Origin of the sequence: Verminephrobacter aporrectodeae subsp. tuberculatae At4 (assembly GCF_000193225.1) — a bacterium.
GTDB lineage: Bacteria > Pseudomonadota > Gammaproteobacteria > Burkholderiales > Burkholderiaceae_C > Acidovorax > Acidovorax aporrectodeae.
Map to the genome: position 1 here is coordinate 1 of NZ_AFAL01000373.1, position 25,688 is coordinate 25,688.

Annotated in this window: 27 protein-coding genes; 1 reads left to right on the forward strand and 26 read right to left on the reverse strand. The window is 65.4% G+C overall.

What is annotated here, in order from left to right:
* From VTU_RS0109165 to VTU_RS0109280, 26 genes are all read right to left on the reverse strand, one after another.
* Nucleotides 1-399, reverse strand: a 399-nt coding sequence (locus VTU_RS0109165; RefSeq protein WP_010103494.1) for a cell division protein ZapD, incomplete at its 3' end; no start/stop codon positions are given.
* Nucleotides 400-482: 83 nt separating this feature from the next.
* Nucleotides 483-1,100: a dephospho-CoA kinase gene (gene coaE / locus VTU_RS0109170; protein ID WP_010103495.1), complete on the reverse strand. Its 618-nt coding sequence runs from the start codon at nt 1,098-1,100 to the stop codon at nt 483-485.
* A gap of 6 nt (nt 1,101-1,106) precedes the next feature.
* The gene (locus tag VTU_RS0109175; RefSeq protein WP_322835861.1) at nt 1,107-1,787 is read right to left on the reverse strand and encodes a prepilin peptidase; all 681 of its coding nucleotides are present in this window, start codon (nt 1,785-1,787) and stop codon (nt 1,107-1,109) included.
* Nucleotides 1,787-2,050, reverse strand: a complete 264-nt coding sequence (locus VTU_RS35680; protein ID WP_369021516.1) for a prepilin peptidase — start codon at nt 2,048-2,050, stop codon at nt 1,787-1,789. Before VTU_RS35680 ends, VTU_RS0109175 begins: the two co-directional genes overlap by 1 nt.
* On the reverse strand, nt 1,983-3,191 hold the full coding sequence (locus VTU_RS0109180) for a type II secretion system F family protein (RefSeq protein WP_029554238.1): 1,209 nt from the start codon (nt 3,189-3,191) through the stop codon (nt 1,983-1,985). Before VTU_RS0109180 ends, VTU_RS35680 begins: the two co-directional genes overlap by 68 nt.
* Before the next feature lie 41 nt (nt 3,192-3,232).
* Nucleotides 3,233-4,969, reverse strand: coding sequence for a type IV-A pilus assembly ATPase PilB (gene pilB, locus VTU_RS0109185; RefSeq protein ID WP_010103501.1), 1,737 nt, complete (start codon nt 4,967-4,969; stop codon nt 3,233-3,235).
* Between the two features lie 140 nt (nt 4,970-5,109).
* Nucleotides 5,110-6,390, reverse strand: coding sequence for a phosphopyruvate hydratase (gene eno / locus VTU_RS0109190; protein WP_029554239.1), 1,281 nt, complete (start codon nt 6,388-6,390; stop codon nt 5,110-5,112).
* Nucleotides 6,391-6,451: 61 nt separating this feature from the next.
* The gene (locus VTU_RS35685; RefSeq protein ID WP_369021517.1) at nt 6,452-6,862 is read right to left on the reverse strand and encodes a hypothetical protein; all 411 of its coding nucleotides are present in this window, start codon (nt 6,860-6,862) and stop codon (nt 6,452-6,454) included.
* A complete protein-coding gene (locus VTU_RS34755; protein ID WP_369021518.1) occupies nt 6,859-7,452 on the reverse strand; it encodes a phosphotransferase family protein in 594 nt (197 codons plus the stop codon). The genes VTU_RS35685 and VTU_RS34755 overlap by 4 nt, the downstream gene beginning before the upstream one ends.
* A gap of 33 nt (nt 7,453-7,485) precedes the next feature.
* On the reverse strand, nt 7,486-8,133 hold the full coding sequence (locus tag VTU_RS0109200; RefSeq protein WP_010103503.1) for an RraA family protein: 648 nt from the start codon (nt 8,131-8,133) through the stop codon (nt 7,486-7,488).
* A gap of 54 nt (nt 8,134-8,187) precedes the next feature.
* Nucleotides 8,188-9,063 (reverse strand): carbohydrate ABC transporter permease, encoded by an 876-nt coding sequence (locus VTU_RS0109205; protein WP_010103504.1) that lies wholly within the window; start codon nt 9,061-9,063, stop codon nt 8,188-8,190.
* Nucleotides 9,060-9,929: a carbohydrate ABC transporter permease gene (locus tag VTU_RS0109210; protein ID WP_010103505.1), complete on the reverse strand. Its 870-nt coding sequence runs from the start codon at nt 9,927-9,929 to the stop codon at nt 9,060-9,062. The genes VTU_RS0109205 and VTU_RS0109210 overlap by 4 nt, the downstream gene beginning before the upstream one ends.
* Nucleotides 9,930-9,945: 16 nt before the next feature.
* A complete protein-coding gene (locus VTU_RS0109215; protein WP_010103506.1) occupies nt 9,946-11,322 on the reverse strand; it encodes an ABC transporter substrate-binding protein in 1,377 nt (458 codons plus the stop codon).
* Between the two features lie 254 nt (nt 11,323-11,576).
* Complete coding sequence (locus VTU_RS0109220) at nt 11,577-12,542, reverse strand: CobW family GTP-binding protein (RefSeq protein ID WP_010103508.1); 966 nt, start codon at nt 12,540-12,542, stop codon at nt 11,577-11,579.
* 7 nt (nt 12,543-12,549) lie between these two features.
* On the reverse strand, nt 12,550-14,220 hold the full coding sequence (locus VTU_RS0109225) for an amidohydrolase (protein ID WP_010103509.1): 1,671 nt from the start codon (nt 14,218-14,220) through the stop codon (nt 12,550-12,552).
* 41 nt (nt 14,221-14,261) lie between these two features.
* Nucleotides 14,262-15,293 carry an ABC transporter ATP-binding protein gene (locus VTU_RS0109230; protein ID WP_010103510.1) on the reverse strand — a complete coding sequence of 344 codons (1,032 nt, stop codon included), beginning with the start codon at nt 15,291-15,293 and terminating at the stop codon, nt 14,262-14,264.
* Entirely contained in the window at nt 15,290-16,336 is a 1,047-nt protein-coding gene (locus tag VTU_RS0109235) for an ABC transporter ATP-binding protein (protein WP_010103512.1), read from the reverse strand. Before VTU_RS0109235 ends, VTU_RS0109230 begins: the two co-directional genes overlap by 4 nt.
* Nucleotides 16,336-17,244 (reverse strand): ABC transporter permease, encoded by a 909-nt coding sequence (locus VTU_RS0109240; protein ID WP_010103513.1) that lies wholly within the window; start codon nt 17,242-17,244, stop codon nt 16,336-16,338. The genes VTU_RS0109235 and VTU_RS0109240 overlap by 1 nt, the downstream gene beginning before the upstream one ends.
* Entirely contained in the window at nt 17,241-18,218 is a 978-nt protein-coding gene (locus tag VTU_RS0109245; RefSeq protein ID WP_010103514.1) for an ABC transporter permease, read from the reverse strand. Before VTU_RS0109245 ends, VTU_RS0109240 begins: the two co-directional genes overlap by 4 nt.
* Complete coding sequence (locus tag VTU_RS0109250) at nt 18,215-19,849, reverse strand: ABC transporter substrate-binding protein (protein WP_010103515.1); 1,635 nt, start codon at nt 19,847-19,849, stop codon at nt 18,215-18,217. Before VTU_RS0109250 ends, VTU_RS0109245 begins: the two co-directional genes overlap by 4 nt.
* 172 nt (nt 19,850-20,021) lie before the next feature.
* Nucleotides 20,022-21,464, reverse strand: a complete 1,443-nt coding sequence (locus VTU_RS0109255) for an NAD(P)/FAD-dependent oxidoreductase (RefSeq protein WP_010103516.1) — start codon at nt 21,462-21,464, stop codon at nt 20,022-20,024.
* Between the two features lie 12 nt (nt 21,465-21,476).
* Nucleotides 21,477-21,878 (reverse strand): nuclear transport factor 2 family protein, encoded by a 402-nt coding sequence (locus VTU_RS0109260; protein ID WP_010103517.1) that lies wholly within the window; start codon nt 21,876-21,878, stop codon nt 21,477-21,479.
* Nucleotides 21,879-22,047: 169 nt separating this feature from the next.
* Nucleotides 22,048-22,941, reverse strand: a complete 894-nt coding sequence (locus VTU_RS0109265; RefSeq protein ID WP_010103519.1) for a DMT family transporter — start codon at nt 22,939-22,941, stop codon at nt 22,048-22,050.
* On the reverse strand, nt 22,938-23,216 hold the full coding sequence (locus VTU_RS35535; RefSeq protein WP_010103520.1) for a 2OG-Fe dioxygenase family protein: 279 nt from the start codon (nt 23,214-23,216) through the stop codon (nt 22,938-22,940). Before VTU_RS35535 ends, VTU_RS0109265 begins: the two co-directional genes overlap by 4 nt.
* Nucleotides 23,217-23,390: 174 nt before the next feature.
* Complete coding sequence (locus VTU_RS0109275) at nt 23,391-23,807, reverse strand: type II toxin-antitoxin system VapC family toxin (RefSeq protein ID WP_010103521.1); 417 nt, start codon at nt 23,805-23,807, stop codon at nt 23,391-23,393.
* Nucleotides 23,804-24,058 (reverse strand): FitA-like ribbon-helix-helix domain-containing protein, encoded by a 255-nt coding sequence (locus VTU_RS0109280; RefSeq protein ID WP_010103522.1) that lies wholly within the window; start codon nt 24,056-24,058, stop codon nt 23,804-23,806. The genes VTU_RS0109275 and VTU_RS0109280 overlap by 4 nt, the downstream gene beginning before the upstream one ends.
* Before the next feature lie 446 nt (nt 24,059-24,504).
* On the opposite strand from VTU_RS0109280, the gene VTU_RS0109285 reads away from it, so the two are divergent.
* Nucleotides 24,505-25,688, forward strand: a 1,184-nt coding sequence (locus tag VTU_RS0109285) for an aminotransferase-like domain-containing protein (protein WP_029554242.1), incomplete at its 3' end; no start/stop codon positions are given.

The following is a 25,688-nucleotide window of genomic DNA, read 5'->3' on the forward strand; positions in this document are numbered from 1 at the left end:
ATCAAACTCGCAGGTGCCACCCGGGATGCCGATGCGGCTGCGAATGCTCATCAGCCAGTCGTTTTCCGTGAGCGCATGGCCGGCTTTTCCGGTCTGGGCATTGAGCGCCGCGAAGCAGTGCTGGAGTTGGGCAATCACCGCGTCCAGCGCCTCCTCCGAAATCGACGGGTTGCCGCGGTAACTGTCGAACTGGTGCCGGTGCTTTTCAAGGTCCTTGAGAACGTCCGACTTCAGGTCGACGCGCGCGGCCACGTCCATGATCTCGAAGATCGTGGCGATTGCAAAATGGTGGTCGAGCGCATGCTCACGGGGAACCAGTTCCCCCAACCGGCGAAACAACTGCTCGAGCCGCAAATAGGTTCTGAGGCGTTCGTTGAAGGGGTATTCGTAGAGGATCACGCTGGCGGGTTTCCTGGGAACTCGGGGCGTATTCTGGCGCTGGCGGTGCTACCTGCCAAGCTTGGGCAGTGGTTACACCCGCATCATAGCCCGAACAATGTGGCCATTTGGCGCACCTGGGCCTGCAGCGCCTGCGTGCCGTCGGCGTCGTTGGCAATCACGACGTCGGCCACAGCCCTGCGCGCGCTGCGGCTGGCCTGCGCCGCGATGATGGCCTGCACCACGTCCCGTGCCAGACCGCTGCGGCGCAGCACCCGCGCGATCTGCGTCTCGGCGCAGCAGTCCACCACCAGCACCGCGTCCAGGCGGCGGGCCCAGCGGCCCGATTCCGCGAGCAGGGGAATGTCGAACACGATCAATGCCGCGCCCTGGTCTGCGGCCTGCCGTGCCAGCAAATCGCTGTGCGACATGACCAGCGGGTGCACGATGCCCTCGAGCCGGGCACGCTCCTGCGGAAGGGAAAACACCAGGCGGCGCATGCGCGCGCGATCGAGTGCGCCGTTGGCGTCCACGTACTCGGCGCCAAAGGTGGCGCGGATGGCCTGCATGGCGGCGCCCTGCGGTCCCGTGACTTCCCGGGCAAGCTGGTCCGCGTCGATCAGCGCCGCGCCCAGCGCCGCGAGCATGCCCCCGACCGTGCTCTTGCCGCTGCCGATGCCGCCGGTCAAACCCAGGCGCAGGGGTCGCGGACGAAGCGCCATGGCCGCTCAAAGCCCCACGAATTGCAGCACCGCGTCCAGGATGGCCTGCGGTCCGAAAACCAGCGCAGTGAACCCGGCGCCCGCGAGAAACGGCCCGAAAGGAATATAGCCGCCCTCGCGCAGCGCGCTGAGCAGTTTCAGCACAATGCCAATGACCGCACCGATGACCGAAGACAGCAAAATGATCGGCACCAGCGCCTGCCAGCCGAACCAGGCACCCAGGGCGGCGAACAGCTTGAAGTCGCCGTACCCCATGCCTTCCTTGCCCGTGGCGCACTTGAAGCCCCAGTAGACGAGCCACAGCGACAAGTACCCCGCCGCCGCGCCGACCACCGACGCGTACAACGGCACCGCGATCCACTGCATGGCAGACGCCAGCAGCCCGGCCCAGAGCAGGGGCAGGGTGATGTCGTCGGGCAGCAGGGTCGTGTCCCAGTCAATACACGTCAGGGCGATAAGCGCCGCGCAGAAGCCGCACCAGGCCATTCCCGCGGCCGAAATGCCCCAGCGCTGGAGGCAAAAGAAGAAAACCGCGCCGGTCACCGCTTCGACCAGCGGGTAGCGAATGCTGATGCGCGTCTTGCAGGCCGAGCACCGGCCGCGCAAAAACAGGTAGCTCAGTATCGGGACGTTCTCGTACCAGCGCACCGCGTGCCCACAGGAAGGGCAGCGCGAGCGCGGGGTCATCAGGTTGAAAACCTCCTGCGCAGCGGCGGGGGGGCTTCCCCGTGATTCGGGGTGTCCCATGCCAACGCCGCGCGCTCCGCGGCCCATTGCCGTTCCATCATCTTTGGCAGACGGTAGATCACCACGTTCAAGAAACTGCCAAAAAGCAAACCGAGCACCCCCCGAGGACCGGGCCCCACCAGGCATCCAGCGCCATCACACGATCTGACCCAGTTTGAAGATCGGCAGGTACATCGAGATGACGATGCCGCCGATGAGTCCACCGAGAAAAACGATGATGATGGGCTCCATCAGGCTCGACAGGCCCGCGACCATGTCGTCCACCTCGGCCTCGTAGAAGTCGGCCACCTTTCCGAGCATATGGTCGATGGAGCCGGATTCCTCGCCAATGGCGCACATCTGGAGCACCATGCTTGGAAAGAGGTTCGCGCTCCCCATGGCCGCGGTCAGGCTGGTTCCGGTGGAGACTGCCTGCTGGATTTTTTCGGTCGCGATGGAGTAGACGGAGTTACCTGCCGCCCCTCCCACGGAGTCCAGGGCTTCAACCAGGGGGACACCTGCGGCAAACATGGTCGACAGCGTCCGCGTCCAGCGCGCAATGCACGATTTGTCTATGAGCTTCCCGAAAATCGGGACGTGCAGCATGAAGCGATCCATGAATCTTTGAAACTCCTCACTCCGCCGCCATAGTTGCCTGAGAAAGAAAAATCCCCCGATCGGGGCACCCAAGACCAGAAACCACCATCTGACGAAAGCATCACTGATGCCCATCACAATCAGGGTCGGGGCCGGAAGGTCGGCGCCGAAAGAGGTGAAAACCTGTTTGAACGCAGGAATCACGAAAATCATGATGATCACCACCACCGCGAAGGCCACGATGACGACGGAAATGGGGTACATCAGCGCAGATTTGATTTTTGACTTCATCCCCTCGACTTTCTCCATGTATATGGCCAGTCGATCCAGCAAAGTTTCCAAAATACCCGCTGCTTCCCCGGCTTCAACCAGGTTGCAATAGAGGGTGTCAAAATACAGGGGATATTTTCTGAAGGCATCGCTGAGCGCCGTACCGGTCTCGATGTCGGACCGGATGTCGTCGAGCAGCTTGGTTACGCTGGGGTTGGCATTTCCTCTGCCCGTGATGTCGAAAGCCTGAAGCAGTGGAACCCCGGCCTTCATCATCGTCGCCAGCTGCCGGGTGAAGAGTGCGATGTCTTTTTTCTTGATCTTTTTGCCGGCGCGCATGGCGCGTTTTTTGATCTTCGCGGGAATGATTCCCTGGCGGCGCAGACTCGCCTGGATCTGATTTTCGCCAATGGCGCGCAACTCGCCCTTGACGATTTTCCCGTTGCGGTCCTTGCCCTCCCATTCGAAGACAAAATCCTTGATGTTTTTTTGGAGGATACTGCGGTAGCCATTTTGCCCTCACCAGTCGATGTTATGCGTTAATTGGTGACCGCCAGGACTTCCTCGAGAGAAGTCAGGCCGAGTTTGACTTTGTGCAGCCCTGACTCCCGCAGTGAGCGCACGCCCTCGACGCGTGCCTGCGCTGCGATCTCCAAGGCACTTCCGTCCCGAAGAATGATGCGTTGGATGTCCTCCGATATGGGCATGACCTGATAAATTCCGACCCGGCCCTTGTAGCCATTGTTGCAGGCAGAACAACCGACGGGGCTATAAGTAACCCAGGATCCATCGACATCCTCCTCTGCATAGCCGGCACTCAGCAAGGCTTCGTAGGGGATGTCCGCAGGGGTCTTGCAGGCCGGGCACAATCTTCGCGCCAAGCGCTGCGCCGTGATCAAGATGACGCTGGACGCAATATTGAAGGGCGCAATTCCCATGTTGCGCATCCGGGTCAGGGTCGTTGGCGCGTCATTCGTATGCAGGGTGGAGAGTACCAAATGCCCGGTTTGTGCCGCCTTGATCGAGATGTCGGCAGTCTCCAAATCCCGGATTTCACCGACCATGATGATGTCGGGATCCTGGCGCAGAAAGGATTTCAGGGCGACGGCAAAGGTCAGACCGGCCTTGTCGTTGACGTTCACCTGGTTCACGCCGGGGAGGTTGATTTCAGCCGGGTCCTCTGCCGTGGCAATGTTCACGCCCGGCTTGTTCAGAAGATTCAGGCAGGTGTACAGGGACACGGTTTTCCCGGAACCGGTAGGGCCCGTCACCAAGATCATTCCGTAGGGGCGGCCAATGGCCTGCAGGAGTTTCCCCTTCTCTGCGGGATCATAGCCCAGCGCATCGATGCCGAGTTTGGCACTGCTCGGGTCCAGGATACGGATGACGATCTTCTCGCCAAACAGGGTGGGCAGGGTGCTGACCCGGAAGTCGATTACGCGGTTCGGGCCCACTTTCAGCTTCATGCGCCCGTCCTGCGGAATCCGTTTCTCCGATATGTCCAGGCGCGAAATGACCTTGATGCGCGACGCCAGCTTGTCCCGGATCGCCACGGGTGGCGAGGCGATCTCACGCAACTCGCCATCGATGCGGAAGCGCACGCGGTATTGGTGTTCATACGGCTCGAAATGCAAATCGGACGCGCGCATGTTGAAAGCGTCGAGGAGCATTTTGTGAAGAAACTTGACGATGGGTGCATCTTCGACCTCGGTGAGGCCCGTCTCCGCCTCGTCTGGCGCATCCTCGATCTTCAAATCGTCGAATTCGAAGTCACCGCCTGAACTGACGATATCCTCCATGGATTCGCTGGCCGATTTGCTGGTTTCTTCGACCAGGCGACACAGCTTGTCGTACTCTGCAACGATCCAGTCAACGCCCGTCTGGGTCGCAAAATTGATTTTTTCTGCGGCCTCCTGATCCGTCGGATCGGCGGTGGCAATAATCAGGCGATTATTGCGTTTGCGCAGGACGATGACACGGTACGCCTGGCAGATCTTTCTGTCGAGCAGGTCCTTGGGCAGGCGCAGTGGGTCGATCGCGTTCAGGTCGAGCAGGGGGGCGCCAAAAACGCTGGAAACCGTATGCGCCAAATCGGCGGAGGATACCGTTCCGGAGCCGGTTAATTCGGCAATAAAACTGGTGCGGCTGGTTTGTGATTTTTTGTAAATGTCTTCGGCCTGCTTTTGCGTCAGCTTGCCAACGGACATCAGGGCCCTGCCCAAGCCGGGAAGGGCCACTGCAGAGGCTTCTTTGGAGGGAGTATCAACAGCAGCCATGCAACCGATAATGTGTCAGGTGTGGAAGAGAAAGCGCCCACTATCATCACCGATCGGGCGCTGGCTGTACAGGGTCGATATTGGAAACTATTGGCAATTGCACCACAGAACGGGGGGGCAATGCGGGACGCGCGACCGGCTTATGGTGTCGGGCTCGGACCGAAACAACGCCCGGCAAACGGCGCCCGGGTCGCATCCTCGATGCGCAGGCCCTCGTTCCATTTCGCCATGCGCTCGGACCGCGCAAAAGAGCCCACCTTGAGCTGGCCGGCGTTCCAGCCGACCGCCAGATGGACGATGCTGGTGTCCTCGGTCTCCCCGGAGCGCGCCGAGACGACGGTGCTCCAGCCCGCCGCCTGCGCGGCGTCCAGCGCGGCGCGGGTCTCCGTCACCGTACCGGCCTGGTTGGGCTTGATCAGGGCGCAGTTGCACGCCCCCAGGGCGGCTGCCTGGCGCACGCGCGGCGCGCTGGTCACCAGATAATCGTCGCCGATGATCTGCACCCGCTGGCCAAAGCGGCGGGTGCATTCGATCAGGCCGGCCTCGTCGTCCTCGGCCAATGGGTCTTCGATCGAGACGATGGGGTAGGCATCGATCCATTGGCCCAGCATGTCGATCATTTCGGTGGTGTCGAGCACGCGGTTTTCCAGGCCGAGCCGGTAGCGTCCGCCACTGCGCAATTCGCTGGCCGCGATGTCCAGCGAGATGGCCATCTGGGCATGCGCAAGGCCGGCCACCCCGATGGCGCGGGTGAGCATTTCCAGCGCTTGCTCGTTGGCGTCGAACAGCGGCCAATAACCGCCCTCGTCCGCCACCCCGGCCTGTTTGCCGGCGGCCTTCATCAGGCTGCCGGCGGCCAGATACACCTCGGCGCACCACTCCAGCGCCTGGTCAAAACTCTGCGCGCCCAGGGGCATCACCATGAAGTCCTGGATGTCCACGCGCCGCCCCGCATGCGCGCCGCCGCCGAAAATCTGGATCTCCGGCAGGGGCATGCGCAGCGCCCTGCCTTGCGCCGCGTATTCCCACAGCGGCTGCCGGTTCGACGCCGCGGCCGCGTGCATCGCGGCCAGGCTCACGGCGATGGTGGCGTTGCCGCCCAGGCGCGCCTTGGTCGGCGTGCCGTCGAGCGCGATGAGCCGGGCGTCGAGCACGGCCTGCTGCATCGCGTCCATGCCGATCATGGCCTGCGCGATCTCGCCGTTCAGATGCGCCAGCGCCGCGCTGACGTCGAAACCGCCGAGTTTCTGGCCGCCATCGCGCAGGTCCACCGCCTCGCGCGACCCGCGCGAGGCCCCGGCGGGCGCCAGACCGCGCCCCAGGCTGCCGTCCGCCAGGGTGACCGTCGCCTCCACCGTCGGGCGGCCCCGCGAATCCCAGATGCGGCGCCCGCGGACCTGCCGGATGATGCTCTTGCCCATGGTGTGCACTCCTTGTTCGTTCTGCTTGCGCATGTTGCCGCTTTTGCCAAAGGGGCCTCCATCACAAGCCGATTTCCTTGGCCCAGGCGGCGCGTACCTGCGCCAGCCGCTGCGGCGGCGTTTGCAGCAGCGGCACGGCCAGCGCGCGCACCTGCTGCTTTTGCGCGGCCTGCGTCACGTATTCCACCGGCGACTTGCCGTCCACCCGCGCCAGGAACAGGCCCGGCAGCAGGCGCGCGCTGCGCTCCTCGATGCACGTGCGCGGCTCCCAGTCCACGCCGTCCAGATAGGCTGCCGCGAGCGCGTCGAAACACGCCAGAAAGGCGGCCGCGTGCGCGGGGCGCCACAGGCACTTGAGCAGCATGTGGTTCAGGCAGAACGCCAGGTCGAAGGCCGGGTCACCGTACCAGGCGCATTCGGCGTCGAGAAACACCGGGCCCTGCGGGCCGCGCAGGATGTTTTTCGGGCTCACGTCGCCATGCACCAGCGCGCACCGGGTGGCGCCCGTGCGCTGCGCCAGCGCGCGCAATGGCGCCGCGCATTCGGGGTGCTTCTCGCTGGTGGCGAGCAAATAGGCTTCGAGGCGGATCGGGAAAAAATCTGCTCGGTGGCAAAGCGTTGCGCCATGTCGGCGCGCCCTGCGGTCGCCGCATGGATGCACGCCAGCGCCTGCCCGACCGATGCCGCGAACGCGGCGTCTGCCTGTCCGTCGCGCAGCTGCGTCTTCCACAGCGGGTATTGCGCCGGCGGCAGGTACTCCATGGCGAACCAGCCTTCGTGCGCATGATCGGCAATGATTCTCGGCACCGCCCGCGGCAGCAACTGGCCCACGACCGCGAACCAGTCCGCCTCGCTGCGGTTGCGCTCCACCGGCGCGTGCCATTCGACCGTGACCTTGAGCCTGGGCAGCGCGCGCTTGACGCAAAAGCGCCGCTCCCCGCAGTGCACCAGAACGATGTCGGAAGACACCCCGCCGGTCAGCGGCTCGATCGACGGCGTCTCGTCCGCGGCAATCAGCCCCGCCCGGCGAAAAGCGGCGAGCCATTCCTGCTCGGCGCTCATCGCTGCGCCGCAGCCGCGAAGGGGGGACGCGGCTCAGAATTTCCCATACGCGAGATACGCATCGACAGGGTCCATTCCGCCGCGGATCGCGTCGCGCACCTTGTTCTCGGTGCATGCCACTTCCTCGGTCCGGGTGATCGCCTCCTGCGCTACTTCCTGGGGGATCACGACCACGCCGTCGCGGTCGCCGAGGACGTAGTCGCCGGTGCGGATGGTCACGGTGCCAATGGTCACGGGCTCGGCGTAGCGGTCCGGAATCCAGCGCGAGACGATGTCCAACGGGGTGAAGAAGGCATGGAACACCGGGAATTTCTGCTCCAGGATGAAGTCCGTATCGCGGCAGCCGCCATCGACGATGTAGCCCAGAACGCCCTTGTTTTTCAGCGTCTCGCTCGAGAGCTCGCCCATGAGCGCGACTTCGTGGTTATTCGGCTGGCAGACGACGACGTGCCCCGTGGGCGCCCTGGACAGCAGTCGGGTCCAGCCGAGCAGGGTGTCGTGGCGTGACTGCGTGCGATCGATGTGGCCGCTCACGGTCCACGCCGGGCCGGCGGTCTTGATCCCCGGGTCGAGCGGGCGGATTCCCGGGGGCAGCACGCAGTTGTCCATGCCCATCGCGCGCAATACGTCGTGGATCGCGCCGGTATAGCACGCGGATAAACGCTGGGTCAGGTTGGTCATGGCAGCAGGGGGATGTGTGTAGCGCCCATCGGGGCAAGGTCTGGATCGACGGGGTCAACTCTTGACGGCGCCCTCGGTGAGGCCGGACACCATATAGCGCTTGAAGACGTAGTAGATCGCCGCCGGCGGCAGCGCGTAGAGCAGGCCGGTGGTCATCAGCAGTTCCCAGGGGGAATCGTCCGCCGCGAGAAAGTTGCCCAGGGCCACGCCCAGGGTCACGCTGGTGTCCTTGGAGAGCAGCAGGAAAGCGTACAGGTACTCATTCCACGCGAGCAGCAGCGCGTAGGTTCCCACCGCCACCAGCGAGGGCATCATCAGCGGGAGATAGACCAGGCGCAGCAGCTGCAGCGGCGTGGCACCGTCCATGATCGCCGCCTCGTCGAGCTCGTAGGGCAGTTTGTCGGAAGCCTGCTTGAGCACCCAGATCGCGTAGGGCGAGGCGATCGTGACCATCGCCAGAATCAGCGACCACTGGCTGTTGAGCAGGCCATAGTTGCCCATGGTCTTGTACATCGGCACGGCGAGAAACGCGGCCGGGATGAAATAGGTGAACAGCGCCAGGTTCATGATGCTGCGCCCGCCCCGGACCTTCAGGCGGCTGATGGCGAACGCGGCACCGGTGGCGACGATCAGCGTGATGGCACCCGCGGCCACGGCGATGAACAGCGAATTGCCCATCTGCAACCAGAAATGGTTCAGATAGTGATGCTGCTGGCGAAACACCACGCTGAAATTGTGCAGCGTCGGATGCTCCGGCCAGAGCCTGCCCGACAGGGCCGATTCCTTGGGCGAGATGGTGAACAGCACCAGGTGGTAGATCGGGATCAGGGTCCAAAACAGCACCGGGATGCCGATCAGCAAGAGCCGGGCCTCGGCGCCGACCTTGCGCCAACTCAGGCGCCTTGCAAGCATTGCGGTGGTGGCGCTCATTTGGACAATCGCTTCATCATGAAATACACCAGGGGCAGCATCAGCGGCAGGACGACGACGATGCAGGCCATGGCCATGTCCACCTCGTCCAGGCGCAGGTAGCGAATGCCCAGCGTGGCCACCACGTGCGTCAGGTCGGCGGGCGCGCCGCCGGTGAGCAGGTAGACGCTGTTGAAGTCGCCCAGGGTCCAGATCATCGAAAGAATGGTCGAAGTCAGGTACAGGGTCTGCATCGACGGCCAGGTGATGAAACGGAATTTTTGCCAGCGGCTCGCGCCGTCCATGGCCGCCGCCTCATAGAGTTCGCCGGGAATTGTCAGGCGGCCGGCAAGCAGGATCAGCGTCCAGAACGGCAGCGTCTTCCAGATATGCACGAGGATCGCCAGCGTGAGCGCCAGGGTGGGTTGGTTGAGCCAGTTCGGTCCGTCCTCGGCGGTGAGGCGGAAAATCAGTGAATTGATCAGCCCCCACTCCGGGTTGAGCATGAAGCGCAGCGAGAGGATGGTGGGAATCGAGGGCATCGCCCAGGGCAGGATGAACAGCAGCGACAGCCCCTTGATCCAGGCGCGCGCCTGCATGAAGAAGCCCGAGAGAAACAGCGCGACCGCCATCTTGGCATTGATGCCGAGCACCAGAAAGGCCAGGGTATTGACGAGCGAGCCGAAAAACACCGGGTCGTTGAACAGCTTCACATAGCTCGCCGGATGGCGCGCCAACCACAGGCCGTAGCACACCGGATAGAGCACGAAGACCAGGAACACCAGCAGATAAGGCGTGACCAGCACCAGGCCCCAGACCTGCCAGGAGTTCAGGGGCCGCCGGGTCGCCGGCCCGGGGACCGACTCAGGCAAGGCAATGGAGGACATGTCGGATATACGCCCCTCAGCCCGCCACGGCCTTGATGCGCGCGATCATTTCATCGACCGCCTTGTCCACCGGCAGCTTGTCGTTGACGATCCGGCTCATCGCCTTGGCCCAGACGTTCTCGTTGTTGAGCACCGTGAACCGGTAGTTCTTGGTGAATTCGAACGGGACCGTTCCGGCGGCGAACTGCTCGAACACCGACTTGCGGTGCCGGTCCTCCTGCCAGAACGCCCTGGCCTGCCCCTCCCGGGTCACCGGAAACCAGCGCCCGAGCGCGCCTTCCACGTAGGGCGTGAGGTTTTGTTCGAGCAGCATAAAGCCCACGAAATCCCGCGCCAGCGCCTTGTTTTTCGAAGCGTTGAAGATCACCCCCAGTTTCACCGCCGTGCGGTAGACCATCTTCGAGCCGTCCGGCTTGTCCGGAAAGCCCAGGGTGTAGATGTTTTCCTCGTAGTTCTTTCTCGCCACGCTGCGCTGCGCGTCCGTGAGCGCCGTGTTGTTCATGTCGTCGAGCCACTTGGCAGCGATCGAAATGGTCGCGTTATGCGTCATCAGGATGGTCTTGTTGTGGAACGAGACGTTGTTCTCCGGGTCCTTCCAGCTGGTCGCGGAAGGCGGGGTGCAAGCCTTCTGGTACGGCATGACGTAATCGCTCATCGCCTTGATCAGGCCGGCCCTGACCTTCGGATCGTCCACCAGCAGCTTGCCGTCGTCGTCGACCAGTTTGACGTTGTAGGCGTCCATGAAGGTGAGGAAGGAGTAGAACGCGTCGCTGGAATCGACGCCCATCGGCACGCCGATGGCAAAGACGCGCTCACCAGTGGCCCGGCGGTACGCCGGCTGCACTTTCTCGCACCAGAATTTCCAGTAGTCGTTCCACCGGGTGGGCAGGTCGCTGATCTTGTAGCCGGCCTTGGCGAGCATGTCGGACCAGACCTCAATGTGCATGGTCTGCTGCTTCAGCGGAAAGGCGTAGTAGGCGCGCTTCCTGGCCTTGTCGTTCTGGAGGTAGGCGGTCTCCAGGGTGTTCCTGGCAAAGCGCTCCTTGATCGGCGTGAGGATGTCGCTGATGTCTTCGAGCTTGCCCTCGAAAGCCCACTTGCCCGCGACCTGGAAGTCGTAGACGCTGGCGTAGGCCACGTCCGGCGGGCTGCCCGAATCGAGCGCGGAAACGGTCTTGGGGATCATGTCCTGGATCGGGTACTGCGAGAGTTCGACCTTGGCGCCAGTCTTCGCCTCGAACTTCCGGATCACGTCGTACAGCGCATCGTCTTCGGACTTGTAGAACCCCCGCTCCCACCAGACAGTGAGTTTTTGCTGTGCCTGCGCGGCACCTGCGCCGCACAGGAGTGCCACACCCGCAAGCAGGGCCGCTGCGGTCTTCTGGAACTGCATTTGTCTCCCTCCACAGAACGTGCTTTGAAACACCCGGACGCCGATGCGTTCGGCCTGCCCGGCCAAGCGCGCGAAAACCATTTCAGCGATCCGAATGGTGGCTTGCGCTCCCGGGAAATGCAATAGCGCAATGCGGCGCGGGATTACGGATTAACCCGCGTTGCCGTGCAGACAGGTCCAACCGCCCGTGACCAGGTTCGGGCTGGCCGTGCGTCTGCGAATGCTGGCGGCGCGGCGCACGCTCTGCGGCGGGCCTACTCGCCGAACTGAGCGATCAAGGCGCCGAGCGGCAGTCGCCCGTGCAAGCCGATCGCCACCACCGCCGCCGCCCCGCCCGCAGGCGCTGCCGAGCGGCGCAGCGACGCATGCCGCCCGGCGAACTGAAGTTCCGACCACTCCGACTCGCCGGTGCGCAGCAAGGCCTTGAGCCGCAGCAGGCCGGCAGGCGGCGCAGCGGCCCACTGGCGCAAGGCAGCCGCGTCGAAGAGGTGCGAGGGGCGTGCCGACCAGTTCTGGAAGATCGACCCGTGTGCGGGATCACCGTGATCCGGATGCGCGCAATCAGGGTCGCATGCATGCGCGCTCCCCAGCGTCTCGACGGGACCCGGCCCGGCCGTGAGCGCGGGGCCGCGCAGCAGCACGGGCGGAACCTGCGCCTGCACTGTTTCAAACTGCGGCGTGGCGGGTGCAAGGGCGGACACACGTGCGCGCACGCGCGCCAGTGCGCCGGCATCCACCGCGTCGACTTTGTTCAACACGATCAGGTCGGCGGATTTCAACTGGCGCAGCATCGTGTCGGCGAGCAGCGGATCGGCCAGATGGCCCAGCAGCGCTGCCGCGTCCACCAGCACGGTCACGTCACCCAGGCTCAGGCCGGGGTCGGCCAGGCCGATCTGCGCGATGCGCCACGGGTCTGATACACCGCTGGCCTCGACCACCACGGCATCGAAGGGCGCGTGAGACGCCAGCACATCGATGAACGCACGCGACAGGTCGTCGCCGATCTGGCAGCACACGCAGCCGTTGCTGAGCGCGATGGTGTCGCCGCTGCGGGATTCGATGAGATCGGTGTCGATGTTCAGCGCGCCGAAATCGTTCACGAGCACGGCGATGCGCTCGCCCCGCGCGGCGCGCAGCCAGTGGTTGAGCAGCGTCGTCTTGCCGGCGCCCAGGAAGCCGCCGATGACGGTGAGCGGGATGCGCCGCGAGCCAAGGGTCATGCGCGCATCAGCCCGGGTTCGCGGGAAACACCCGGCCGGACAGCACCGTGCCCCACACGCGCGCATCCTTGAGCGTCGCCGGGTCCATGGTGAATGGGTCGTCTTCGAGCACGCAGAAGTCCGCGCGCTTGCCGCATTCGATGCTGCCGATCTCGTGGTCGAGCTTGAGCGTCCACGCGGCGCCCAGCGTGACGGCGCTCAGTGCCTGGGCCACGGTGATCTTCTCGTTCTCGCCCAGCACGCGGCCCTTGGGCGTGATGCGGTTGACCGCGCACCAGGCGGTGAAGAGCGGGCCGAGCGGCGTGACGGGCGCGTCGGAATGAATGGCCAGCGGCACGCCAGCCGCCAACGCGCTGCCACAGGCGTCGAGCCGGTTGGCACGGTCGGGGCCCATCGTCATCTCGTAGTGCTGGTCGCCCCAGTACCAGAGGTGGTTGGCGAACAGGTTGGCACACAGCCCGAGCGCCGCCATGCGCTGGAACAGCGGCGCGTCGATCATCTGGCCATGCTGCAGCGTGTGGCGGTGATCCGGGCGCGGCGCCTGGGTCAGCACGCGCTCGATGGCGTTGATGGCGACCTCGCTGGCCTCATCGCCGTTGGTGTGCGTGTGGACGATCAGTCCGGCGCGGTGGTAGGTCTCGAAGTCGGTCTCGTACTGCGCCGGAGCGGTCACCCAGATGCCATTGGGCGCGCCGTTGAAGTGGCCGGGCCAACGCAGGCGCGCAGAGAAACCCTGGATGGAGCCGTCCAGCATCATCTTCACCAAGCCGTAGCGCAGGCGGTCGCTGTTGCGCGTCATCAGTGCCTTCACGTGGTCCGCGCCTTGGGGCGCACCGTACGGGCCGTGAAACGCCTGGAACGCAGGCAGGATGCGCACCGCAAAATCGTCGTCGGCCGTCACGTCCTCCAGCACCGCGCAATCGGCTTCGCCCAGCTTGTTGACCAAGTCGGTCGCGGTCGTCACGCCCTGCGTGCAGGCCAGCCGCGCGAACGCGCGCACGCCGGCTTGCGTCATGGGCGCCAGCAGGCCGGCGGTGCCGATCTTGCGCAGCACCAGATACATGGCGGCCGGCTCCTGCAGTTCGCCGGTGGGCTCGCCGGCCATCGGGCCGTCGGCAAACTTCACCACGCCCTCGACCTCGTTGTCGCGCGTGACCTCGGCGATGGCCAGCATCGGCGTGTTGACGTTCATCAGATGGCCGTTGGCGTGGCCGATCACGATCGGGTGGGTCGTGCTGGCGCAGTCCACGTGGGCCACCGTCATGCGCTCGCCGCCGAAGTAGATCGGGTCGAACCCCCAGGCGATGAGCGGCTCATCGTCGGGCACGCCATCGGCCGCCATCTGCGCCGCCACTTCGGAGAGCCGCTGCACCACGGCGTCCATCGACCGCAGGCCGGCCCACACCTTGCCCTGCGGGTCGCGCCGGTCAAACCAGCCGAGGTACGTCCAGTCCCACATGCTGCCTTCCTTCAGGTGGCAATGGCCTTCGACCAGCCCCGGCATCAGTACCTTGTCCGCGAAGCGCTCGTCGAGCGTGAACGCACCCCAGGCCTGTACGTCGGCCAGCGTGCCGACCGACAGCACCCGGCCGTCGCGCACGGCCACATGCGTGGCGCTCTCCTGCATCGGGTTCATCGTGATGATCTTGCGGGCGGTGTAGACGGTGATCGTGCTCATGGAGGCGTCGTGCTTGTCTGGAAGGAGGGGGATGGACGAGATCAGGCCGGCATCTGCAGCGGCGGGTGCGGCAGGCCGTCGATGACGTCGACGCGGCGGCAGCGCACCCAGTGGCCGGGCGCCGCTTCGCGCAACGGCGGCAGCTCGGCGGCGCAGGCTGGCTCCGTCACCGGGCAGCGCCCGGCGAAGCGGCAGCCCGAAGGCGGGTTGATCGGGCTCGGTGGGTCGCCGCTGAGCCTGATGCGTTGCGCCGCACGGCGGCGCCCGCCGCCCACCGTGGGCACGGCCGACATCAGCGCCACGCTGTAGGGGTGAAGCGGCTGCGCGAAGAAGGCGCGGCGCGGGGCGCGCTCGACGATCTGGCCGAGGTACATCACCGCGACGTCGTCGCAGATGTGCTCGACCACGGCCATGTCGTGCGAGATGAACAGGTAGGTCAGGCCCAGTTGCCGCTGCAGCCGCACCAGCAGATTCAGGATCTGCGCGCGGATCGCGATGTCCAGCGCCGACACCGGCTCGTCGCACACCACGAGTTCCGGGTTGGTGGCCAGCGCCCGTGCGATGTTGATGCGCTGGCGCTGGCCGCCGGAGAACTGATGCGGAAACAGATGCTGCTGCTCGGGCCGCAGGCCCACCGCCTCGAACAGTTCGCTGACGCGGGCGCTGCGCTCGTCCGGCGTGCCGACGTGCATCAGGTCGAGCGGCGCACGCACCGCGGCGCCGGCGCGTTCACGCGGGTTGAGCGACGAGAACGGGTCCTGGAAGATGATCTGCATGCGCTTGCGTGCCAGGCGCAGCGCCTCGCCTCGCATGTCGCCCAGGTTCATGTCGCCCAGCTGGATGTGGCCGGCCGTGATGGGCGACAGCCGCATCACCGCCAGCGCGGTGGTCGTCTTGCCCGAGCCCGATTCGCCGACCACGGCGAGCGTGGTGCCGCGGCGGATTTCGAAGGACATGCCGTCCACCGCCTGCACCACTTCGGGCGGTTTGCCCAGCCTGCTGCGCGGTCGGGGAAAGTGCACCTTCAGGTCTTGGACCGAGAGCAGCATGTCCGTGGATGTCATGTGGGTCATGCGGCCTCCGCGATCGTGTGCTCGGGTACCGCCGCGTGCAGCCAGCAGGCGGCGCCGTGGGGCGTGCCGCTGCCAGCGGCGGCTTCGTCGTCCAGCGCGAGCATGGGTGGCACCTCCCGGGCGCATCGCGCCATCGCCTGCGGGCAGCGCTCGCGGAAAGCGCAGCCCGTGCCCAGTTCCCGGATCGAAGGCACCACCCCCGCAATCTCGACCAGCTCGATGCGCTCTGCGGATGCAACACGGCTGCCGAGTTCCGGCAGGCAGTCGATGAGGCCGCGCGTGTAGGGGTGGCCGGGGTTGCCCAGCACCTCGTCGGGGGTGCCTTGCTCGATCACGCGGCCGGCATACATGACCATCACGCGGTCGGCCATCTCGGCCACCGCGCCCATGTCGTGCGTGATGAGCATGATGGCGCTGCCTTTCTCGTGCAGCAGGTCGCGCAGCAGGTCGAAGATCTGCGCCTGCACCGTCACGTCGAGTGCCGTGGTCGGCTCGTCGGCGATCAGGATGTCAGGCCGGCATGCCAGGGCCATCGCGATCATCACGCGCTGGCGCATGCCGCCCGAAAGTTGGTGCGGGTACTCGTCCACGCGCCGCTCGGGCGCGGGGATGCCCACCTGCTGCAGCATCTCGATGGCGCGTGCACGCGCGGCGTTGGCGTCCAGGCCGGCGTGCAGCCGCAGCGACTCACCGATCTGGTCGCCCACGGTGAACACGGGGTTGAGCGACGTCATCGGCTCCTGGAAGATCATCGAGATGCGGTTGCCGCGCACTTCGCGCATGCGCGCCTCGCTGACCTGCACCAGATCTTCGTCATGGAACATCACGCGCCCGCCGCTTATGCGCCCCGGCGGCGAGGGAATCAGACGCAGCAGAGCCAGCGCCGTCATGCTCTTGCCGCAGCCGGATTCGCCGACCACGCACAGCGTCTCGCCGGCGTTGATCTCGAAGTCGACGCTGTTGAGCACCAGCGCCTTGCCGCGCCGCGTCTTGAATTCGACGTGCAGGTCCTGCACGCGAAGGATGGCTTGTCGGGTTGACATCAGCGCTCCCGCAGCTTGGGGTTGAGTGCGTCGTTCAGGCCATCGCCGATCAGGCTGACGGCCAGCACGGTGATGAAGATCGTGGCGCCCGGAAATGCCACGGCCCACCAGCAACTGAGCACGTACTGGCGGCTCGACCCGATCATCAGGCCCCAGCTCATCTGGTTGGGCTCGCCCAGGCCCAGAAAGGAGAGCCCCGCCTCGAAAAGGATCGCGGAGCCGATGGCCAGCGTGGCCGACACCACCAGCGGCGGCAGGGCGTTCGGCACGATGACTTTCCAGATGATGCGTGCGTCGCGCGCTCCGATGGCCCGCTCGGCCCGCACGAATTCGAGACTGCGGAATTTCATGAACTCGGCGCGCGTGAGCCGCGCGGTGCCGGTCCAGCTGACGATGCCGATCGCGATGGTGACCGTGACCAGCGATGGCGAGAACAGCGCGACCACCACCATCGCGAACAACAGCGCCGGCAGCACTTGGAAGAACTCGGTCACGCGCATGAGCGCAGCATCGACCCTGCCGCCGTAGTAACCGGCGAAGGCACCCAGCGTGATGCCGATCAGCACCGACAGCAGCGCCGTCACGGCGCCGACCAGCAGCGTCGCGCGGCCCCCGTAGATGAGCGTGGTGAGCACGTCGCGGCCGAGGTAGTCGGTGCCGAGCCAGGCGTCTTCGCTGAACGGTGGGGTCAGCGGCGCGGCGCGGATCTCGAACGGGTCCGCGGCGTAGAGCCACGGCCCGGCGATGGCCACGACCAGAATGATCGCGAGCATGACCATGCCTGCGATGGCACAGGGGTTGCGCATGAACACGCGAAACGCCTCGACGCCGGGGCTTTCGACTTTCACGGGTGTGTGCTTCGGCGCGGCGAGCGCGGCGCCGGCCTGAGGAAGAGCGGTGCCTTTCATGACGTCTTGATCCGTGGGTCGATGAGCCGATAGCACAGGTCCGTCAGCAGATTCATGACGATGACGACGATTGACGAGAACAGCAGCACGCCCAGGATCGTCGGGTAGTCACGCCGCAGCACGGAGTCGAACGCCAGCCGACCGAGGCCAGGCCAGTTGAAGACGGTCTCGACCAGGATGGCTCCGGCCATGACGTTGCCGAACTGAAGGCCCAGCACCGTGACCACCGGCAGCAGCGCGTTACGCAGCGCATGCTTGTAGAGCACCACGCGATTGGCCAGCCCCTTGGCGCGCGCGGTGCGGATGAAATCCGAGCCCAGCACGTCGAGCATCGCGGAACGCGAGAGCCGGCTGTAATGCGCCAGATGGACCAGGCCCAGCGTGAGCGTCGGCAGGACCAGGTGATGCAGCACGTCGATCACGTCGGCGATCCCGGCCGCGCCGCTCGAATCGATCGAGCGCATGCCCGAGACGGGCATGATCGGAATCACCGAGGCAAACAGGATCACCAGCATGATCCCCATCCAGAACACCGGCGCCGCGAAGCCCACCATGCTCAGCACCGTGATGAGCTGAGACAGCAGGCCGTTGGGCTTGCGCGCCGACAGCACGCCGAGCGTGGTGCCGATGACGAAGGCGCTGATCACCGCGCTGAGCACCAGCGCCAGCGTGGCCGGCACGCGCTCGAAGATCATCGAAGTGACCGGCAGATTGAAGAAGTACGAGTAGCCAAGGTCGCCGCTCAAGACCTTGGACAGGTACACGCCCAACTGCACGTACAGCGGTTCGTCCAGCCCGTATTGCGTGCGCAACTGCGCGACCATTTCGGGGCTCATGCCGCCGCTGGCGCCGGCGATGGTTTCGACCGGGTCGCCAGGCGCCGTATGCACCAGCACGAAGTTGAGGACGACCACCGTGAGTACCAGGGCCAGGCCCTGGATCACGCGAGAGATCAGCGGACGGAGTGTTTTCATCGTGGATCGACCCCTGCGCGGATTCGTTTTTCATGGGGGTCATGTGCTTGCTTCAGGTACACCTCGTCCATGGGTGACATCGGGCCCCAGATCGTGGTCGGCGGATTGCCGACTTTCTTGTTCGTGAGCGTGTGGTAGGGCACCTGGTTGATGAAGACCAGCGGCAGTTCGTCGGTCACGATCTTCTGGAAGGTGGCGTAGCAGGCCTTGCGCTTGGTGGGGTCGACGATGCTGCCCGCTGCGTTCAGCAACTCGTCCACCTTCGGGTTGGCGTACGACTGCGTGTTCGTCCAGATGATCGGCTTGATGTTCGTCGACAGATAGGTGCGGTGCACGCCGATGATCGGGTCGCCCCAGTTGAAGACGATGTCCATCGACATGTCGAAGTCGTGCGTGGCCAGCCGCTTGGCCCACGATGGGAAGTCGGCCGATGCGCGCACCTCGACCGTGATGCCTACCTTCTTGAGCTGGCCGCGGATGTATTCCGCCACGTTCTTCTGCTGGTCGTCGCTGCCCGGCAGGTAGTCGATGGCGATCCTGAAGCGCTCACCGTTGGCGCCCGCCTTGTAGCCGGCGGCATCGAGCATCTCGGCGGCCTTCCTCAGGTCCACCGGGTAGCGGACCAGGTCGGTCACCGCGAAGGGGCTGGCCGCCACGATGGGGCCGTCGGTCGGCGTCGCAAAGCCGCTCATCAGTGCCTTGGTGATGAAGTTCTTGTCGATGGACGTCGCGATGGCCTTGCGCACCGCCCCGTCGGACAGCGGCTTCCTGGTGAGGTTGAAGGCCAGCCAGTTGATCGCGCCGATGCCGTCATAGCCCTTGGGCGTCTGCGTGACCTGCGGGTTGGCTGCCAGGCGCGCTTCAGGTCTGGCAAACGGCACCATCTGCACGTCGCCGCGCTCGAAGCCGAGCATCAGCGACGCGGCGTCGGGCGTGATGTTGACGATCAACTTGTCGAGGTAAGGCTTGCCCTGGAGGAAGAACTTGTCGAAGCGCTCGAGCACGATGCGCTGCGAGGGCTTGAATTCAGTCATGCGGAAGGGCCCGGAGCCCACCACGTCGGTGCTGTTGCGCGGGTGGTTCTTCAGGTCCTGGCCGTCGCCGTAGATGTGCTTGGGCAGGATGGGGGCGAGCGCGGGCGACATCGCCAGCACGATGGCCGGGTGCGGCGTGCTCATGCGGATGATCGCGGTGTACGGGTCCGGCGTGTCCACCTTCTCGACGGGGCCGAGCATGGTCTGGAACGGGTGGTTGGCCTTGATCGCCATGATCGAGAAGGCCACGTCCGCCGAGGTGATGGGTTTGCCGTCGTGAAACACCGCGTTCTTGCGCAGGTTCAGCGTCAGCGACTGGCCATCGTCGGCCAGCTTCCAGGACTCGGCCAAGTATGGTTGCGGATTCCACTTGTCGTCGAAGCGCAGCGGGCTCGCGAAGATCTGTGTGGCCGGCATGGCGGTGGCAATGCCGGATTGCACGGCGCCGTTGAGGTGGCGCGGCGTCTGCGTGCTGCCGATGACCAGCGTACCGCCACGCCTGATCTCCTGTGCGGCCGCAGGGGCCGAGAGCAGCGTGCACGGGGCAAGCAGGGCGGCTGCAACCACGGCAGTGCGGCGGGCGAGTGGAAATGGCATGCGGCACATCCTTCAAGAGTCGATGAAAGAACGAGACTCGAAGATAGAGGCAAAGCCGCTTCCCACGAAGAGCCACAGGGGCCCGATCCATAGGGCCAGAGAGACAGGGTTTTTCCCCTTTCGCACCAGCAGAGCGCGCGCGCCCCAATCTGGACGCATCCCTCTTTGGTGCCTACTTCTCGTCGCGCAACCAGTACCACTGGTACAGAACGCGCTGGCCCATGCGGCGAAAGGGCGCGAAGAGGGGCGATTCCACCAGACCCAGCATGTTCGGGAAGGGCAGCGGCGAATCGTAGATCGGCAGCTCGAGGACGTTGCGCCCGCTGTCCTTGCCGGCCACGCGTTCGGCCAGGCGCTTGCCGGCCCAGGTCGAGAACGACACACCGTTGCCGCCGTAGCCCACCGCGTACCAGATGGTCTTGTGATCGTCGGGCTGCGTGATGCGCGGCATCATGTCGTGGCTCACGTCCACCCAGCCCCACCACGAGTAGTCGATGGGGATGCCGGCCAGGGGCGGGAACTTGCGCGCGATGGCATCGGTGAGCAACTTGAGGTGCACCGGGTCCTCGGCGTCGGCACCGCTGACCGAACTGCGGCTGCCCAGCTGCAGACGCTTGTCCTTGAGCAGGCGGTAGTAAAAGCGCAGCGTGCGCGTGTCGGTGAGGAAGGTGAGCGACTTGAAATTCGTCGCGGCCAGTTCGGCGCCGGTCAGCACGCGCGTGACCACCGAGTTCGACAGGATCGGCATGATCCGGTTCTTCAGCAGTGGGTTGAGTGCCTGGCCCGTGTAGCCGCCGGTGCAGACCGCAACCCGTTTCGCGCGGACGACGCCGCCCGGCGTGCGCAGCTGATGCACGCCGTGGATGGTTTCCCAGCCCTGCACGGGGCTGGACGTGTACACCACCGCGCCCAGCGCCCGCGCCTTGCGCATCAGGCCGAAAGTGAATTTGAGCGGGTGGATGCCCACGCCTTCGGGCTCGAACAGGGCGCCCACGGTTTCGCGCTCATCGCAGTAGTCGCGCCGCACCTCCTCGGCGCTCATCATGCGCGTGGCGTAGCCGAAGGTTTTGCGCATCAGTTCGGCTTCGACGGCCAGCACCGGTACTTTCTCGGGCCGGTGTGCCAGATGGAGATGGCCGCCGGCGAAGGCATCGCAGTCGATCTGCGTCGTGAGGTCCTTGAAGTTCTCGAAACCGCTGCGGATCTCGGCATCGAGGCGCTTGGCCGTGTCCACGCCCCAGCGCTGAATCCATTGCGAGCGCTTGAGGCGCCCGCTCGCGTTCTGGCCCTGGCCGCCGCTGCGGCTGGAGCAGCCCCAGGCGGCCTGATTGGCTTCCAGCACCGTGGCCTGGATGCCGTGTTCCTGCGCCAGATACAGCGCGGTCGACATGCCCGTCGCACCCGAGCCGATGAGCACCACGTCGACGTCCATGTCCTGGCTGACCGGGCCGTCGTCGTCCGGCGGCGCGCCGGCGCTGGCGACCCAGTAGGTGGGCGCATAGGCGTGCCCCGCACCTGGGTCGGGGGCGACCAGTGGGTCGTAGCGCGGGTCGTACGGCTTGCTGGCGGGCATGGCGCCGCCAGCGGTGAATGGCGCGCAAGCAGTGATCGTCATGGCGGGTTCGGGCTACTTGGCCGCGGGGACGTTGGGGCGCACCTTGCGGAACACGTTCTTGAGGTGGATCTTTCCGTCCCGGAAGGTGAAGACGTCGATGCCGTCGGTCTCGATGCGGCTGCCATCGGCGGCGGTGCCGGTGAAGGTCCACTGCGAAGTGCCGAAGTCGCCCTGCACGAAGTGCCGGCCGACTTCCCACTGCGCGTCCGGCACGGCCTGCCAGGCGGCGGCGAAGGCCTTGCGCACCGCTTCGGTGCCGACGTGGCGCGTGCCGCAGGCGTGCGGGCCGGCGGCGGTCTGGAAGATGCAATCGGGCGTCATGAAACGCATGAGCGCATCGATGTCGTGCTGGTTCCACGCCCCGCTGAACGCGGCGAGGGTGGCGGTGGTGACGGGGGAAGACGAGGCGCTCACGCGATAACTCCTGGTTGTATGTGCGCAAGCGTAGGCAGGCGGCTGCGTGGGCGATAGGGCCAGATGTGGGGATTCGACCGAGCCAGAACGCGGCCGCGCGTGGGCCTGCCTGTTCATATCGGGGCGCGCAAGGCGCAGTTTCATGTGCCGCTATTCGCAGGGCAGGACACTAGCGGCGCAGCGCTGCCCACAATGAGGCGCCCACGATCAACAACCCACCGATCCAGCCCGTCATGCCGAGCGACTCATGGAGCCACCAGACGGCGAACAGCGCGCCGAATACCGGCTCGGCCCCCATCAATAGCGATACACGGGTGGGGGAGATGCGGCGCAATGCGTAGTTCTGGGCAAAAAAGGCAAACAAGGTACAAAAAACGACCAGGAACCCGGTCGCATACCAGAACACCGGGCTGTTGGGCAAGGGCGGCAGCCCGTCCGGCAGCACCAGAAAGCCCAGCATCAGGCAACCGAGCCCGACCGTGCCGGTCTGCACCGCCGTCAGTGGCAACGAAGGGATGTCCTTGCCGCGGGTCAGGCGGGTGGTGCAGGTGACCATCGCGGCACGCAGCAGCGCGGCGATCAGCATCAGCCCGTCGCCCAGGTTGAGCGACAGCGACGTCGTCGAAGTCAGCAACCAAGTGCCGACCAGCGACACCCCCGTAGCCACAAACACGGCCCACCCCGGATGGGCCCGCAGGACGATCCATTCAACAAAGGGGGTGAAGGTCACACACAGGCTGATCAGGAAGGCAGCATTCGATGCCGAGGTCAGCGACAGCCCGTAGGTTTCGGCCACGAAGATCGACAGCAGGATCAGCCCCAGCGGCAGGCCGACCGTCAGCGTGGTGCGCACCTGCTGTGCCGACAGCCTGCGCCAGGTAGGCAGCAGCAGCAGCGCGGTCACGCAAAAGCGGACGGCCAGGAAACCAAGCACCGGGTAGAAGAACACCGCCGTCTTGGCCAGCCCGTAGCTGGCTCCCCAGACCGCTGCCACCAGCAGCAACATGGCCTCGGCCCACCAGGCCGGCGTCTTGAATCCCAGGGTCGCCTGGCCGGAGCTCATGCCCCGCCTTCGCCGGGCTGGTCGCGCCGTGTGAACATCGCGATCAGCACGTCGCGGTAACCCACCTCCTCAGGGCGGGCCCGCACGACGGGCAGCACGCTGTGCTTCATCAACTTGTCGTCCAGAAAAATGAAATCTCCCGGCTGCTTCAAGGTCACCGCCGCCGTCAGGGCCGAGAATTCATACGGCGTGCCGTAGTAGCCGGCGAACCCGAGTTGCTCGATCGCACCGTTCAGCCGCCGCAGGCTGTTCTGCGATTGGTTGGCCGTGTGCACGATGGCGCCGCAACCGAGCTTGGCGGGCGTACTTGACCGCGTAGCGACTGATGAGTGGACGCGACAAGGACGAACTGATACGTACGAATCCTTGCCCCTACCGAATGTCGAACGCCTTGGGACCGAACGGCCCTCCCGGCCACTCGACGAGTTCGCGCCTGCTTCATACATCCCTCACACTTCCCACGGATTGATGACGGATACGCCGGCCGCCTCATAGGGTGCAGTGTCGCGTGAGGCCACGATGAAACCCCGCGAGGCCGCAATCGCGGCGATGTAGCCGTCAGGTGTCGGGAATCCTCGCCCGCGGGTCTTTGCCGTCATGGCCAGCTCGGCATAGCGCCGTGCTGCATCGGCGTCGAAGGGCAGCACCCGATCCCGGAACAGCCCCATCAGAGCGTCAAGGGCCTGTGTCAGCATGTCCTTGCGCTTGTCGGCCGGGAGCGACACGATGCCGAACAGCAGCTCGGCCAGCGTCACGCTGGACAGGTACAGCGTTTCGGCGGCTTGATTGTTCAGCCAAGTCCGCACCGCCGTGTGCGGCTTGGGCTTCATCGCCTCGGAAACGACGTTGGTATCGAGGACGATCATTCAAACCTCAGTGGCTCGGCTGGCGTCCTGTCGCGCACTTGGTTGAAGACCTCGAAATCCTCGTTCGTCAGGCCGATCTTGCGACCCAATGCCGCCAGGGCGTCCCCCAGGCGAACGCGGTTCTCTGGCTTGACGGCGATTGCCAGAATCTCACGGACTTCGGCCTCGGTGCTGTGTCCGTGTTGAGCTGCCCGCACCCGCAGCGCGCGGTGTACATCGTCGGGCAAGTTCCGTACTGTAAGCATTGCCATAACATCACCCCATCAAATTGCATTCGATGAAGTCATCATAGAGAAGCGCATGCATTTCTGCAAGAGGCATCAACCGGCATCTCCCGCCATACCATCCGTTCCTGGGCCCAGCGCTTTGCCGCCGGGGAGGAAGCACCAAACTGCCCCGGGGTGGCCACCGACCCGGTCGCCGACCTGGCCACGCAAACTGCTCCACCCCGGCCACCGGCTTCTACAGGGGTCGCGGGCTCGTTCTGCGAGCCGCACCGGGCCTTCATCGAGGCCCAGCTCAGGCGTTCTGCCCTGCGAATAGCGGCACAAAATGAAACGGATGCATTTCGCGTCATGGCAAGGCGCAAACCGCAGCGATACCCGGAGGTATCGCGAGGATTTGCAACGCCGCCATGGCGCGCAAGGCGCAGTTTCATGTGCCGCTATTCGCGGGGCAGGACACTAGACTGCGCCGCATGCCGTCACCGCGATCAACCCAATGGGCGCAGCTCTTCTCGCTGCCCGAGCAACCCGCCTTGCCCCTGCAGGGCCGACTTCGCGCCGCCGTGGTGCAGGCCATCCTGGCCGGGCGGCTCAGCCCCGGCGCGCCCTTGCCGTCGTCGCGCGAACTGGCCAACTTGCTGGGCCTGAGCCGCAATACCGTGACGTCGGCCTACCTGCAGTTGATGGACGAAGGCTTCCTGGAGGCGCGCCCGCGCAGCGGCGTGTTCGTGGCCCACAACGCGCAGCCGGTGGCGGCCGTGGCCGCCGAGCCGCTGGTGGACCGCAACGGGCAGTCAGGCCAGCCGCCGGACTGGTCGGTGCGCGTGCTGCGCTCGCTCGTCGACCAGCCCACGCTGGCCAAGCCCGACCAGTGGCGCGGCTATCCCTATCCCTTCGTCTACGGCACCTACGACCCGCAGCTGTTCCCCACCGAGGACTTCCGCGAGTGCTGCGCGCGCAGCCTGGCGCGCTCGCAGCTGCTGCACTGGACGCCGGACTTTGAAACCGACGACGTGCCCGATCTGATCGAACAGATCCGCACGCGGCTCTTGCCCAAGCGCGGCGTGTTCGCGCTGAAGGAAGAAATCCTGGTCACCGTCGGCACGCAGCATGCCTACTACCTGCTGGCCGACGCACTGTTCGACGAGCGCAAGTACGTCGGGCTCGAAGAGCCCGGCCATCCCCATGCGCGCAACAGCTTCTCGCTGCGCAACCCGAAGTGGGTCGAGGTGGCGGTGGACGAGGACGGCCTGGTGGTCGATGCGCTGCCGGTCGTGGACTATCTGTTCATCACCCCCTCGCACCAGAGCCCGACCACCGCCACGCTGAGCCTGGAGCGGCGCCAGTGGCTGCTGCGCAAGGCCGAGCTGCAGGACTTCGTCATCATCGAAGACGACTACGAGGCGGAGAACCTGTACGCGGGCGCGCCGATGCCGGCGCTCAAGAGCCTGGACAAGACGGGGCGCGTGATCTACGTGGGCGCGGTGTCCAAGAGTCTGTCGCCCGCCCTGCGCCTGGGCTACGTCGTAGCGCCGCGCGGGCTCATCACCGAACTGCGCGCCATCCGCCACGCCATGGTGCGCCACCCCAGTGCCTTTCTGCAGCATGCGTACGCGCTGTTCCTCTCGCTGGGTCATCACGAATCGCACGCGCGGCG